This is a genomic window from Mesorhizobium sp. WSM4844, from assembly GCF_055811775.1.
In genome coordinates, this window is record NZ_JBVVQB010000054.1 from 12,715 (window position 1) to 26,591 (window position 13,877).

At 61.8% G+C, this 13,877-nt stretch carries 12 protein-coding genes; all 12 read left to right on the plus strand.

The features are described from left to right. The first annotated feature begins 97 nt into the window (after window positions 1–97). Window positions 98–397, plus strand: coding sequence for a hypothetical protein (locus AC0L2A_RS29090; RefSeq protein WP_473512862.1), 300 nt, complete (start codon window positions 98–100; stop codon window positions 395–397). 1,019 nt (window positions 398–1,416) lie between these two features. Continuing rightward, entirely contained in the window at window positions 1,417–3,240 is a 1,824-nt protein-coding gene (gene glmS / locus AC0L2A_RS29095; protein WP_473611718.1) for a glutamine--fructose-6-phosphate transaminase (isomerizing), read from the plus strand. A 246-nt stretch (window positions 3,241–3,486) separates the two neighbouring features. Then, entirely contained in the window at window positions 3,487–5,517 is a 2,031-nt protein-coding gene (locus AC0L2A_RS29100; RefSeq protein WP_473492063.1) for a conjugal transfer protein TraG, read from the plus strand. A gap of 120 nt (window positions 5,518–5,637) precedes the next feature. After that, on the plus strand, window positions 5,638–6,051 hold the full coding sequence (locus tag AC0L2A_RS29105; RefSeq protein WP_473611719.1) for a CopG family transcriptional regulator: 414 nt from the start codon (window positions 5,638–5,640) through the stop codon (window positions 6,049–6,051). Beyond that, a complete protein-coding gene (gene trbB / locus AC0L2A_RS29110; protein WP_473523856.1) occupies window positions 6,048–7,016 on the plus strand; it encodes a P-type conjugative transfer ATPase TrbB in 969 nt (322 codons plus the stop codon). The genes AC0L2A_RS29105 and trbB overlap by 4 nt, the downstream gene beginning before the upstream one ends. An 11-nt stretch (window positions 7,017–7,027) precedes the next feature. After that, window positions 7,028–7,336: a TrbC/VirB2 family type IV secretion system protein gene (locus AC0L2A_RS29115; RefSeq protein WP_008871922.1), complete on the plus strand. Its 309-nt coding sequence runs from the start codon at window positions 7,028–7,030 to the stop codon at window positions 7,334–7,336. Next, window positions 7,336–7,608 carry a VirB3 family type IV secretion system protein gene (locus AC0L2A_RS29120; RefSeq protein ID WP_473491893.1) on the plus strand — a complete coding sequence of 91 codons (273 nt, stop codon included), beginning with the start codon at window positions 7,336–7,338 and terminating at the stop codon, window positions 7,606–7,608. Before AC0L2A_RS29115 ends, AC0L2A_RS29120 begins: the two co-directional genes overlap by 1 nt. Continuing rightward, entirely contained in the window at window positions 7,602–10,052 is a 2,451-nt protein-coding gene (trbE, locus tag AC0L2A_RS29125) for a conjugal transfer protein TrbE (RefSeq protein WP_473611720.1), read from the plus strand. Before AC0L2A_RS29120 ends, trbE begins: the two co-directional genes overlap by 7 nt. Continuing rightward, complete coding sequence (gene trbJ, locus AC0L2A_RS29130) at window positions 10,049–10,774, plus strand: P-type conjugative transfer protein TrbJ (protein WP_473611722.1); 726 nt, start codon at window positions 10,049–10,051, stop codon at window positions 10,772–10,774. Before trbE ends, trbJ begins: the two co-directional genes overlap by 4 nt. Before the next feature lie 29 nt (window positions 10,775–10,803). Beyond that, a complete protein-coding gene (trbL, locus tag AC0L2A_RS29135) occupies window positions 10,804–12,126 on the plus strand; it encodes a P-type conjugative transfer protein TrbL (RefSeq protein WP_473611723.1) in 1,323 nt (440 codons plus the stop codon). Further along, window positions 12,127–12,858, plus strand: coding sequence for a conjugal transfer protein TrbF (gene trbF, locus AC0L2A_RS29140; protein ID WP_473611724.1), 732 nt, complete (start codon window positions 12,127–12,129; stop codon window positions 12,856–12,858). Further along, on the plus strand, window positions 12,848–13,873 hold the full coding sequence (gene trbG / locus AC0L2A_RS29145; protein WP_473611726.1) for a P-type conjugative transfer protein TrbG: 1,026 nt from the start codon (window positions 12,848–12,850) through the stop codon (window positions 13,871–13,873). The genes trbF and trbG overlap by 11 nt, the downstream gene beginning before the upstream one ends. Window positions 13,874–13,877: the final 4 nt, after the last annotated feature.

Consider the following 13,877-nt stretch of genomic DNA (forward strand, 5'->3'; position numbering starts at 1 on the left):
CGATGGGGTGTAACGATGTCGACATCGGCGATAAACGTTACGAGCATCGTCGGCTGTAGGCGAGCATCATGCTTCCGTCCCAATTCGGGAGGGAGCCATGAGCAGCCCCAACACCTCGAAAATTGGCCTTGCCTACTCAAAAGACCGCGACCGTGCGCAGCCGATTCATAACCCAGCAACGGCACATAAAAACGAACTGCTGCTGCGCATGTCTCCGGCCGACCCGCAATTGCTCAGCCCACACCTTCACCGCAGCTATCTGCCATTGAGAACCCAACTCGAAACCGCAAACGCCCCTATAGAGGCTGTCTACTTCTTTGAGATGGGGATCGGCCCGGTGGTGGCGAAACTCCGGCCGGAGCTCGACGCCGAAGTTGTCGTAGTCCGGTTTTTGTAGCACATCAGCTGTCCGCTTTGGGTTGACGGCGAAGCCCGGATGAAAGCGGAAGGACACCCGGGGCCGCTTGCTGATTCAGGTGACTGCCACGGCAGGCTCCTGCGCATGTGCTTATCGCTGCCCTTGCGTCGTTTCCGGTGAAGCGCCGACCTCGTGTCGAGACGCCGTCAAGGTTGGTCGCCGCGCTGCCGAGGGCGCCGGCTGCGACGCTTCCAGGCCACGCCTTGAGGGGCGTCGAGCCGCCGGCCGGGATGTCAGTGTGCCGATGGAAGTCAGGATCGTTGCCACGCGCTGTTTGGCATTGTCAGAACTGATGAGTTTGGCGCAAGTCCCAGACGGACGACAGTGCGCGTGAGCAAACATGCAGGAGTTTGCCAAGGCGGCCAGCAAGGCAGTCGAACAGGCAAAGGGAAGGTCCGGGTGACTGCATCCCTCAGCGGCGACGAAGACGTCCGCCATGCCTCTCTGCAGGGTTTCTGAGATGACGAGTAGCCCGCCGCTTCGATCTGATGAGTTCAAGCAGCTCAGCCTCATCCGCGTCAGCCTCTTCTTCCAACGCGACCAAAATATCGAGGGCGAGATTGTCGGCCTCCAACGATGAGCGGGCGATATGCTCGTCACTGCATATCTGGTCGAATACCCGTTGGCATAGATCGAGATCGGCAGGGTATAGACCGGCCCGTTTGAACGGAATTTTGAAAACCCCTAAGCATTGTAGCAGTCAATGGATCTAAGGGCCATTAACTGGGCGAGTCAACAGCATGTAAAAAGCGGACATTGCGATGATCGTTACGCCTCAGCCGACTACGGAAACTCGTCCCAACTGGCGGTTGGTGGACGCAAGCCGGCACGCGCGTACCGTTTCTCGCTGGTCAACACGTCCTCTTCTATCCACTGGCTGGATGGCAGCCATCCCAACAATCGATTTTACCTGTTTTACCGAATTCTACTAGGAGGCTCAGCGCCGGGCGGTGCCCTTCGGGTCGGCTGAGGCTACGGGGAAGAATTCGGAGACGATCATGTGCGGGATTGTTGGCATCGTTGGGCATCAGCCGGTGTCGGATCGGTTGGTCGACGCTTTGAAGCGTCTCGAATATCGAGGATATGACTCAGCCGGCGTTGCCACCATCACCGAGGGCTCGTTGCACTGCCGGCGCGCCAAGGGCAAGCTCATCAATCTCGAGACGAGGTTGAAGGAAGAGCCGCTGAGTGGCACCATCGGCATCGCACACACGCGCTGGGCAACGCATGGGGCACCGACTGAGCGCAACGCGCACCCGCACTTTACGGACGGTGTGGCCGTCGTTCACAACGGCATTATCGAGAATTTCGCCGAGTTGAAGGACGAACTGGTGGCGGCGGGCGCCGAGTTCCAGACCGACACCGACACCGAGGTCGTCGTGCATCTCTTGGCAAGACACCGCCGGGAGGGCATGGGGCGGGGTGAGGCAATGCACGCCATGCTGAAGCGCGTCAGGGGCGCCTACGCGCTTGCCATTCTCTTCGAGGATGATCCGTCGACCATCATGGCGGCGCGCAATGGACCACCGCTGGCGATCGGTCACGGCGACGGCGAGATGTTCCTGGGCTCCGACGCCATGGCGCTAGCTCCCTTCACAAATGCAATCACATATCTCGTCGACGGCGACTGGGCCGTTATCGGCAAGGCAGGCGCCGATATCTTCGATTTCGATGGCCATCCCGTCGAACGTCCGCGCCAGACTTCCACGGCCGGGGCATACCTGGCCAATAAGGGCAACCGTCGCCACTTCATGGAGAAGGAAATTTACGAGCAGCCCGAGGTCATCGCCCGTGCGCTCGGTCATTACATCAACTTCGAAGGGAATCGCGTCGATGCGGTTTCGAGCATAGATTTCGCCAGCATCCCGAGTCTGGCGATCTCGGCTTGCGGCACCGCCTATCTGGCCGGACTGATCGCAAAATACTGGTTCGAGCGCTATGCGCGCCTGCCGGTCGAAATCGACGTTGCGTCCGAATTCCGCTACCGGGAGATCCCGTTGCCGCCGGAATCGGCGGCTCTTTTCATTTCGCAATCCGGCGAAACCGCCGATACGCTCGCGTCCCTGAGGTACTGCAAGGGGCGTGGGCTGAAAACCGGCGCTGTCGTCAATTCCCGCGAATCGACCATCGCTCGGGAGGCCGACGCGATCTTCCCGATCCTTGCCGGCCCGGAGATCGGCGTCGCCTCCACCAAGGCTTTCACGTGCCAGCTTGCGGTTCTGGCCACACTCGCCATCGGCGCTGCCAAGGACCGTGGAACGCTAACTGAATATGAGGTGAAGGCGCTCGTCCGGAGCCTTGCCGAAATGCCGGGCGTCATGGGCCGGGTACTGAACAGCATCCAGCCAGATATCGAGCTCCTGTCGCGCGAACTGTCAAAGTGTCATGGTGTCCTGTATATTGGCCGCGGCACCAGTTTCCCACTGGCGATGGAAGGTGCGCTAAAGCTCAAGGAGATTTCCTACATCCATGCTGAGGGCTATGCGGCTGGCGAATTGAAGCATGGTCCGATCGCATTGATAGACGAGAACATGCCAGTGATCGTCATCGCGCCACATGATCGCTTTTTCAACAAGACCGTCTCCAATATGGAGGAAGCGGCCGCCCGTGGAGGGCGGATTATCCTCATCACCGATGAAAATGGGGCCGCTGCGTCGAAACTCGACACGATGCATACGATCGTGCTGCCGGCCGTCGACGAGATTATCGCACCTATGATTTTCTCGCTGCCGATACAGCTTCTTGCCTATCATACGGCGGTCTCCATGGGCAAAGATGTCGACCAGCCGCGCAATCTCGCAAAATCGGTCACCGTCGAATGATTGTGACGCGCTCACAGGTGGCATGCGTCCATCGGAAATACACTTCAAAGCGTCACCGGCATTAGGATGTCGACGAGACGCAGATCAGGTCTGCGGCCAAATGGGCATATTTGCTCCACCGAAAGTTCCAGTCTGAGCGATCCTGCCCATTCCCTCATCGCACCTGGTCGTGCGTAGTGTGCATTTCAGTTCACATCGCACCGCGCGATGCTTGGCCCCGCATGTCCAGAACTGCGGAGCAAGCCAATGACGCCTACGAAGTTGCTGATTGGGCAGATCGCCGTCGTGTTCGCAATCGTGATACTCGGCGTATGGGCGGCCACGCAGTGGTGCGCCCACATGCTCGGCCATCAACCGCCACTCGGCGCGCCATGGTTAGTCGCGGCTGGTTGGCAGATCTACAAGCCGTGGAAACTGTTCGAATGGTGGTTCCACTTCGACGCTTATGCGCCCGAGGTCTTCGATAAGGCCGGTGCGCTTGCCGGCGCCAGTGGGTTGGTGGGCTGTGCCGCCGCGATCGCCGGCTCGCTCTGGCGCGCGCGACAGCTCGGGTCGGTCACCACATATGGCTCGTCAAGGTGGGCCGCGACTCACGAGATCGAGACGGCAGGGCTGTTTCGGCCGGCCGGCGTTTTCCTAGGCAAGCTGAAGGATCGCTATCTGCGCCATGACGGGCCCGAGCACGTCATGGCCTTTGCCCCAACACGATCAGGCAAGGGCATCGGACTGGTTGTTCCAACTCTTCTGTCCTGGACCGGCTCGGCCGTCATTCACGATATCAAAGGCGAGAACTGGCAGTTGACCTCCGGCTGGCGCTCGAAGTTCTCCTACTGTCTCCTGTTCAATCCGACCGATCCGAGGTCGGCGCGCTATAACCCGCTGCTGGAGGTACGAAAAGGTCCAGATGAGGTCCGCGACGTCCAGAACATCGCCGACATCCTGGTGGATCCGGAAGGCGCGCTGGACCGGCGGAACCACTGGGAGAAAACCAGTCACTCACTCTTGGTCGGCGCCATTTTGCACGTGCTTTACGCCGAAGAGGAAAAGACGCTCGCTCGCGTCGCCACCTTCCTGTCGGACCCGCAACGCTCGTTTGCCGCGACACTACGGCGGATGATGACGACCAACCATCTCGGCGCGGCGGATAAGCCCCAGGTCCATCCTGTCGTGGCCTCGGCAGCTCGCGAGGTGTTGAACAAGTCGGAGAACGAGCGTTCAGGCGTTCTTTCGACCGCCATGTCGTTCCTCGGCCTCTATCGCGATCCTACCGTGGCGGCAGCGACATCAGCCTGCGACTGGCGCATTGCCGACCTCCTGGATGCCGAGCGACCGATGTCACTCTATCTGGTCGTGCCGCCATCGGACATCTCGCGCACGAAGCCGCTGGTGCGACTTGTGCTCAATCAGATCGGCAGGCGTCTGACGGAGCGGCTGGAGGGGGATCCTAAGAAGAGCAGGAAGCATCAACTGCTCATGATGCTGGACGAATTCCCGGCGCTCGGTCGCCTTGATTTCTTCGAAACCGCGCTCGCCTTCATGGCCGGCTATGGCATCCGTGCATATCTGATCGCGCAATCCTTGAACCAGATCTCCAAGGCGTATGGGGACAACAATGCCATTCTCGACAACTGCCATGTGCGGATTGCCTTTTCCTCCAATGACGAGCGCACGGCCAAACGCATTTCGGACGCGCTCGGCACGGCAACGGAGCTGAGGTCCATGCGCAACTATGCCGGCCATCGCTTGGCCCCCTGGCTGTCGCACGTGATGGTTAGCCGCCAGGAGACCGCCCGCCCACTATTGACACCGGGCGAGGTGATGCAGTTGCCGCAAGCCGATGAACTGGTGTTGGTTTCAGGGCTGCCGCCGATCCGGGCAAAGAAGCTGCGCTACTACCAGGATCGAAATTTCACCGAGCGCGTGCTTTCTGCGCCGGTATTGCGCGGCGGCGCTTACGCGGATCGGCCAGTACCGCGCCCGGACTGTTGGATCGGGCAGGTGCGGGGCGTTGACCGCCGTCTTGCTGGCGGCGGCGAAAGCGCGGGCGAGGCAATTGAAGATGAAGGAGGTGTCCAGCAACAGCGACATCCGGGTCTGCCTGAAGAGCATACAGCCGTCACCCTGGAGCCCGATCGGGACGACCTGCTCAAGCCCGCGGACGATGATAGCGAGGCAGTTGCCGACAGGCGCGTGATGGACCGAATTTCCACTGCCGCACGCGCCTATGGCATCAACGAGGGAACGGGCGACAACAAGGACATCGTACCCGGCTTCTGAAAGAAGCTGCCGAAGGCAGAGCGCAAATCAGCGTAGATAACGGCCATAAGCAATTTCGAGGAAGTCGCCGATGCTCGTTCCCGCCCGCGCAACAGCGCTGGGACAGTTGGAACGAGCCACATGAGCCCTCAGCGCATTCGTCATCAGTTTCTGCTCGAACCCGACCTGAGCAAGAAACTGGACGACCTCAACCGCGATCCATCGACGACCAAATCAGCGATCGTGGCGAAGGCAGTCGAGGCCTTTATCGAGCGGCGTGGCGAGAACGAGCTCGACCGGCGCTACGGCGTAAGGCTCGACCGTCTTTCTCGTGACCTCGGTCATGTCAGACGCGACGTCGAGATGATCCTAGAGAGCCTGGCGCTCTTCATTCGCTTTTCCATCACGCTTCATGCTCACACGCCAGTCCCGGACAGGGCGACGCAGGCGATTGCCCAGGAGCGCTTCGACAATTTCGTCGAGCAAGTGGGCCGCCAGATCGCCTCCGGCAAACGGTCGCTTGGGACGGATAGTGGCGGGGGAGGGGAAGGATGAGTTCTCATCCGGAGGTCGACCATCGCCATCGTGCCATGTTGCGCACCGCCATGGGCCCGGCAATCGCTGAGGCCCTTGCCGATTCATCTGTTGTCGAGGTGATGGTCAACCCCGACGGTGCGCTGCGGCTCGACCGGCTGGGAGAAGGTCGGGTCGGTACCGGCGTGCATATGCACCCATCCGAGGCGGAACGCATCGTTCGCCTGGTCGCTTCCCATGTGCGTGCCGAGGCGCATGCGGGTAGTCCGATCGTCAGCGCCGAACTGCCCTCGGGCGAGCGCTTCGAGGGGCTGTTGCCGCCAGTCGTTCTGGCGCCATGCTTCGCCATCCGTAAACCGGCCGCAAAACTCTACACGTTGGCCAACTATGTCGCCGACCAAATCATGCTGCCGCTGCAGGCCGATGCGCTGAGGAAGGCCGTGCGCGAGCGGCGCAACATATTGGTCGCAGGCGGCACGTCGTCGGGTAAAACCACGCTCGCCAATGCGCTGCTGGTCGAAGTCGCGGAATGCGACGAGCGGGTGATCCTGATCGAAGACACACGCGAGCTGCAGTGCGCTGCCAAGGACTGCGTTGCACTTAGGACAAGACGGGGCTCGGTGACGCTTGCCGATCTCGTACGCTCGACGCTGCGGCTCAGGCCCGACCGCATCGTCGTCGGCGAAGTCCGGGGTGCGGAAGCCCTCGATATGCTGAAGGCATGGAACACTGGCCACCCCGGCGGCATCGCAACGGTTCACGCCAATTCGGCGCGCTCCGCCCTCTACCGGATCGAGCAACTCGCGCAGGAAGCCGTCGTCACTGTACCACGCCGTCTGATCGCCGATGCCATCGATCTGATTGTCTTCATCGCCGGGCGCGGATCCTCGCGCCGCGTTGACGCCATCGCCGAGGTCACCGGTCTCGACGGCAGCGGCGATTACGCCGTCACCCAACTGACGCTCCCGCAACTTCAGCAGTTTTGAAAGGCCAATTCATGTGCAAGAAGCTTCGCTTTCTTTCGTCCACCGCGCTCGTGCTTGTTCTCACGGTCTCAGCCCGCGCAGCAGGCTCCGGCATGCCTTGGGAACAGCCGCTGCAGCAGATCCTGGAGTCTGTACAGGGACCGGTCGCCAAGATTATCGCCGTGATCATCATTATCACCACGGGCTTAACCCTTGCCTTCGGTGACACCGCAGGCGGTTTCCGCCGGCTGATCCAGATCGTCTTCGGGCTGTCGATCGCCTTCGCGGCATCGAGCTTCTTTCTCTCCTTCTTCTCCTTTGGCGGCGGAGCACTCGTCTGATGGCCGCTGGAGAGCAGCATATTGAGGGCTTTGCGGTTCCCGTTCACCGGGCATTGACCGAAGCCATCCTGCTGGGCGGTGCACCGCGAGCGGTGGCGATCCTCAACGGCACGGTGGCCGCAGCTATCGGCCTCGGTTTGCAGCAGTGGATCGCTGGGCTGGTGCTGTGGATTGCCGGCCACACGCTGGCGGTCTTTGCCACAAGACGCGATCCAGACTTCGCCAGCGTGCTCGTTCGTCACCTTCGTCTGAAGGGATGGTTGGCATGCTGAACCTGTCAGAATACCGCAGCAAAGCCGACAAACTTGCGGACCATCTGCCCTGGGCAGCGCTCGTCGCGCCCAGCATCGTGCTCAATAAGGACGGCAGCTTTCAGCGGACCTTACGGTTCCGCGGGCCCGATCTCGAAAGCGCGACGGAAGCAGAACTTGTCGGCATCTGCGCCCGGGCAAACAACGCGTTGAGAAGGCTCGGCTCCGGCTGGGCATTGTTCTTCGACGCCGAGCGCATAGAGGCGCTCGGCTATCCTAACTCAACCTTTCCCGACGCCGCGTCTTGGCTGGTCGATGAAGAACGACGCGCGGCCTTCGAGGGCAAGGTCGCGCATTACGAGAGCCGCTATCATCTGACTTTGCTGTTCATGCCGCCCCCGGACGCACGGGCGAGGGCTGAAAGCGCGCTCGTTGACGCACACCAATCTGGCGGCGGGAGAGACTGGCCCCAGGAGCTGGCGCGGTTTCGCGACGAGACCGACCGGGTCCTCGATCTTTTGTCCGGCTTCATGCCCGAGGTGCGCGTGCTCGACGATGCCGAGACCCTGAGTTACCTGCACGGCACAATCTCGACCCGCCGCCATCCACTCGCTGTCCCGGAAACACCGATGTATCTCGACGGCATCCTGGTCGACGCGCCGCTTACCGGCGGCTTGGAGCCGATGCTCGGCGAACACCATCTTCGCACCCTTACCGTCCTCGGATTCCCGAATCTCACGCGGCCCGGAATTCTCGACGCGTTGAATCATCGGGATTTCGCCTATCGCTGGGTGACGCGCTTCATCCCGCTCGACAAGACGGAAGCCACGAAGACGCTGACACGGTTGCGCCGCCAGTGGTTTGCCAAGCGCAAATCGATCGCGGCCATCCTGCGCGAAGTCATGACCAACGAACCTGTCCCGCTGGTCGACAGCGATGCCGACAACAAGGCGCTCGATGCCGACGCAGCCCTTCAGGCGTTGGGCGGCGACCATGTCGGCTTCGGTTATCTCACCACAACGGTGACAGTGTGGGATGAGGACCATCAAGCCGCCGCGGAGAAACTTCGCGCGGTCGAGCGCATCATCAATGGGCTCGGCTTCACCACCATCCGCGAAAGCGTCAATGCGGTCGAGGCATGGCTCGGCTCGCTGCCTGGTCATATCTATGCCAATATTCGCCAGCCGCTCGTTCACACATTGAACCTTGCGCATCTCATGCCGTTGTCGTCGGTCTGGGCAGGTCCTACGGCGAACGAGCATCTCGCCAAGGTCACCCAGCGAGAGGCCTCGCCACTTCTGTTCGCAGAGACCAACGGGTCGACACCATTCCGGCTATCCACCCATGTCGACGATGTCGGCCACATGCTGATCGTTGGCCCGACCGGCGCCGGCAAATCGGTGCTGCTTGCCCTGATTGCACTGCAGTTCCGGCGCTATGCCGGCGCGCAGGTCTATGTCTTCGACAAAGGCAATTCGGCGCGCGCGGCAGTCCTTGCCACGGGTGGAGAACACCACGCGCTGGGTGCTGACGGTGCGCTCGCCTTCCAGCCCCTGCGCAATATCGGCGACCAGGCTGCCCGCAGTTGGGCAGCCGAGTGGATTGCCGGCCTCATTGCCCATGAGAATGTCACCGTCACGCCGGAGGTGAAGGAGGCAATCTGGTCGGCACTCACCAGCCTTGCCACCGCGCCGGCGCAGGAACGCACGCTGACCGGCCTTTCGGTCCTGCTTCAGTCCAACAGGCTGAAGTCCGCGTTGATGCCCTACACACTCGATGGTCCTTTCGGCCGCCTGCTCGACGCCGATGATGATCGGCTGGCCTTATCGAATGTGCAGTGTTTCGAGACGGAAGAGCTGATGCAGAGCCAAGGCGCTGTGCTGCCTGTGCTCACTTACCTGTTCCATCGTCTTGAAGAGCGGTTCGGTGGACGGCCGACGCTGCTGATGCTCGACGAGGCTTGGGTCTATCTCGACAATCCGCTCTTCGCCGCCCGTATCCGCGAATGGCTGAAGGTGCTCCGAAAGCGGAATGTTTCGGTGATCTTCGCTACGCAATCGCTGGCTGATATCGCGGGCTCTTCGATCGCGCCGGCGATCATCGAGAGCTGCCCCCAGCGCATTTTCCTTCCCAATGATCGTGCTGTGGAACCGCACGCGCGGGCAGCCTACGAGCGCTTCGGCTTGAACGAGCGGCAGATCGAATTGATCGCCCGCGCCACGCCGAAGCGCCACTACTATCTTCAGTCGCGTAGCGGAAACCGTCTCTTCGAGCTCGGGCTTGGCCCCATCACTCTTGCGCTTTGCGGCGCTTCCGATCCGGCGACGCAGACCCTGATCGACAAAATCCAGTCCGAAGACGGGCAAGACAGCTTTGCCTCCCGCTTTCTGAGCGCGCGCGGCCTCGATTGGGCTGCCGAGCTTCTCCAGCAATTCCCTCAACCAGACATGGAGCAATCCTCATGATTGGACGCCGTCTTTTCACCAGCCTGATCACCGTTTCCCTGATCGCCAAGCCAATGGCCGACTATGTGCAGCCGGCCTACGCCCTTATCGTGTTCGATCCATCCAATTATGCGCAGAACGTGCTGACGGCGGCGCGCGCGCTGGAGCAGATCAACAACCAGATCCAGTCGCTGCAGAACCAGGCAACCATGCTGCAGAACATGGCGCGCAATCTTCAGCGTCTGGATTTCTCTTCCGTGGGCCAACTCACCGGTTCGCTCCATCGCATTGACGGTTTGATGGACCAGGCGAGTGGCCTCAGCTTTGATCTGGGCAAGCTTCAAGACCAGTGGCGCAGCCAATATCCAGAAAGCTACGAGGCCACGACCAAGGTCAGCGATGTGGCAACCGCTGCGCGCGAGCGCTGGCAGAGCGCCATGCAGGCGTTCCGCCAGACCATGCGGGCCCAGTCGCAGATCGTCGAGAACGTCCGCGCCGACGGCGACCTGCTTGCCGATCTCGTCAACCGCAGCCAAGGGGCAGCCGGTGCGCTTCAGGCAAGCCAGGCCACCAACCAGCTGATCGCGCTTTCAACCAAGCAGCAGATGCAGATCCAAACGCTGCTCGCGACTCAGTTTCGAGCTGAGGCCGAGGATGCCGCGCGCAAGGCGCAGTCCGAGGAAGCCGCCCGCGAGACAACCAAGCGCTTCCTGGGTACCGGCTCGGCCTATCCCGGCAACTGATCACCAACTCTGACCAGGAAGGCGGCGGCATGAACGACCTTGGCGTCATCGATCGCTTCATGGAGACCTTCATCCGCTACATTGATAGCGGGTTCGGTCTGCTTTCGGGCGACGTCGCCTTCCTCACCACCATCCTGATCGGCATCGACATCACGCTGGCCGGGCTGGCCTGGGCGCTCGGCGACGAGCCCAACATTCTCGGCCGGCTTACCCGCAAGGTGCTCTATGTCGGCGTCTTCGCCTTCATCTTGAATAATTTTAAGAACCTCGCCGACATCATCTATCGCTCCTTTGCCGGGCTCGGCATCAACGCGTCCTCCGGCAATCTCTCCCCAGACAATCTCCTGCGCCCGGGCCGCATCGCCGCGACCGGTTTCGAAGGCGCTTGGCCGCTGCTTGATCAGGCAAGTCAGCTGCTCGGCTTTCCAGAAATCTTCGGCAACGCGCTCACCATCTTCGTGCTGCTCATGGCCTGGTTCCTGGTCATCATCGCCTTCTTCATCCTTTCCATTCAGCTGTTCATCACAATCCTTGAGTTCAAGCTCACCACGCTTGCCGGCTTTGTTCTGGTTCCCTTCGCACTCTGGAATCGATCGGCGTTTCTGGCCGAACGCGTGCTCGGCAATGTCATCTCTTCAGGCATCAAGGTGATGGTACTTGCCGTCATCGTCGGCATCGGCTCCACACTCTTCGGCGAGTTTGCTTCCGCGCTGCAAGGCAAGGAGCCGGACCTGGCCGCCGCGATGTCACAGGTGCTGGGCGCGCTGGCGTTGCTTGGGCTCGGCATCTTTGGGCCCGGCATCGCGTCGGGTCTAGTGTCCGGCGCGCCGCAGCTTGGCGCGGGCGCCGCACTTGGCACGACTGCGGCGGCTGCTGGTGCATCGCTCGTTGCCGGAGGCACGGCATTTGCTGGCGCGCGCATGGCAGCCGGCGGCAGTCTCGCCGCAATTCGGGCCGGCACAACGATGGGATCGGCTCCTTTAACGGCCTGGCAGATCGGGCGAGCAACCTCGCCCCACACCGGCCTGTCCGGTGTGGCTGCTGGATTGCAGGGCGTGACCAGTGCCGCCGGCGGCGCCGCGATGCGAGCAGCAAGAGCTGCCGCGGGAACGTTCGGGCGCAGCGCCGATGCCGGCCGGGAAGCGGCATGGACCGCGACCGGTGGTGCGCCCACCGCGTCCATGACTGGAAACCCAACCGCTGCAGATCCTAATGCCGCTCCGACGTGGGCAAGGCGCTTGCGTTCCGAACAGACCGCCCGTGCCCACCGCCACGCCGCCATGCAGGCTGTCCGTGAAGGCGACAGGCCGGGAGGCAGCGCCAATCCCTCTCTCAACGACAAGGATGACTAGATGCTGTTCAAGCGACCCGTTCAACGTTACGGCAAGACACCCGAACCGGTCACGCCGTATCAAAAGGCCGCCCAGCTATGGGACGAGCGCATCGGCTCATCTCGAGTACAGGCTAGGAACTGGCGGCTCATGGCCCTCGGCTGTCTGGCCTTGGCGACCGGGCTCTCTGGCGGACTCGTATGGCAGTCGATGCAGAGCCGTGTTGTGCCTTACGTCGTGGAGGTCGACCGCTTCGGCGAGGCACGCGCCGTCGCGCCGGCTATCCAAGACTACGAGCCCTCCGACGCCGAGATAGCCTGGCACCTCGGCCGCTTCATCCAGAATGTCCGTTCCGTCTCCACTGATCCGGTGCTGGTGCGGCAGAACTGGCTGGCGGCTTACGACCTTGCCACCGACCGTGCGGCACTCTTCCTCAATGAGTACGCCAAGGCGAACGATCCCTTCGATCAGATCGGAACGCGCAGCGTGTCCGTCCAGGTGACCAGTGTGGTCAGGGCTTCCGACAGCTCGTTCCAGGTCAAATGGACTGAGCAGGTCTTTGAGCGCGGCAGCCTTGCCAGCACCACGCGCTGGACCGCGATCCTCACCATCGTGATCCGCCCGCCAAGCAATACGGATCAGCTGCGCGACAATCCGCTCGGTGTATTCATCAACGCCATCGACTGGTCGCGCGAGCTCGACAGTGCCGCACCGACATCCGTTTCCCCGAAGGAGCCCGCCGATGAGAAATAGAGCCCAATCGTTCCGTGCCGCGCTGATCCTATCCGCATCGGCAGCAGTTCTCTCGGCCTGCGCATCGAAGCCGGTGCCGCCTGAAATCTCGTATGATGCTGCCGACTTCAAAGCAGCGGCAATCGAGAAGGCGCCAGAGACACCGGTCAAGATAGTCGAGGTGCCAAGGCCGTTGCCGCTCCCCGGCCAGTTGCAGCCAGAACCGGGCAAAATCGCCTACGACAAGCGGCCTCCTGAAGAACGCGTCGCCGACGCCAACAAGGCGGCGACGCAGCAACCCACCCGGTACGGCTACGTCAATGCGGTGCAGGTCTATCCCTTCACCGATGGCGCGCTTTATCAGCTCTATGCCGCGCCGGAGCGCGTCACCGATATCGCCCTACAGCCGGGCGAGAAACTGACAGCCGTGTCGGCTGGCGACACGGTGCGCTGGGTCATCGGCGATACCGTCAGCGGCACCGGTGACGACCAGCGCACCCATGTGCTGGTAAAACCCTTCGCGCCGGGGCTTAGCACCAATCTGGTGATCACCACGGAACGACGCACCTACCACTTGCAGCTTCAAAGCACCGATAAGACCGCTATGGCGGCGATCTCCTGGACGTACAGCGAGGACCAAATCGTCGCGCTCCGCCAGCGTAACGCTCAGGCCGAGGCTACCATGCCGGTGGCGTCGAACGTGGCGCTCGAAAACATTCGCTTTCGCTACTCGATTAGGGGCGACACACCGCCCTGGAGACCGACGCGAGCCTTCGATGATGGCAGCAAGGTCTACATCGAGTTCCCGCGCCGCATAGACCAGGGAGAGGCCCCGCCACTCTTCATCGTCGGCTCTGACGGGGACAACCAGCTCGTCAACTACCGCATGCGCGGCAACTACTACATTGTCGATCGGCTCTTCGCCGCGGCCGAACTACGCCTCGGCACCAAGCAGCAGCAAGTGGTGCGCATCACAAGGACGGACGGCCGGCAACCGCCGCGTCGCGTATCTCTCTTTGCGCGCTCCAGCAGGTGAGGAG

Coding starts and splice junctions, on each gene's coding strand:
- AC0L2A_RS29090 (WP_473512862.1), top strand. CDS start 98: ATGAGCAGCCCCAACACCTCGAAAATTGGCCTTGCCTACTCAAAAGAC.
- glmS (WP_473611718.1), top strand. CDS start 1,417: ATGTGCGGGATTGTTGGCATCGTTGGGCATCAGCCGGTGTCGGATCGG.
- AC0L2A_RS29100 (WP_473492063.1), top strand. CDS start 3,487: ATGACGCCTACGAAGTTGCTGATTGGGCAGATCGCCGTCGTGTTCGCA.
- AC0L2A_RS29105 (WP_473611719.1), top strand. CDS start 5,638: ATGAGCCCTCAGCGCATTCGTCATCAGTTTCTGCTCGAACCCGACCTG.
- trbB (WP_473523856.1), top strand. CDS start 6,048: ATGAGTTCTCATCCGGAGGTCGACCATCGCCATCGTGCCATGTTGCGC.
- AC0L2A_RS29115 (WP_008871922.1), top strand. CDS start 7,028: ATGTGCAAGAAGCTTCGCTTTCTTTCGTCCACCGCGCTCGTGCTTGTT.
- AC0L2A_RS29120 (WP_473491893.1), top strand. CDS start 7,336: ATGGCCGCTGGAGAGCAGCATATTGAGGGCTTTGCGGTTCCCGTTCAC.
- trbE (WP_473611720.1), top strand. CDS start 7,602: ATGCTGAACCTGTCAGAATACCGCAGCAAAGCCGACAAACTTGCGGAC.
- trbJ (WP_473611722.1), top strand. CDS start 10,049: ATGATTGGACGCCGTCTTTTCACCAGCCTGATCACCGTTTCCCTGATC.
- trbL (WP_473611723.1), top strand. CDS start 10,804: ATGAACGACCTTGGCGTCATCGATCGCTTCATGGAGACCTTCATCCGC.
- trbF (WP_473611724.1), top strand. CDS start 12,127: ATGCTGTTCAAGCGACCCGTTCAACGTTACGGCAAGACACCCGAACCG.
- trbG (WP_473611726.1), top strand. CDS start 12,848: ATGAGAAATAGAGCCCAATCGTTCCGTGCCGCGCTGATCCTATCCGCA.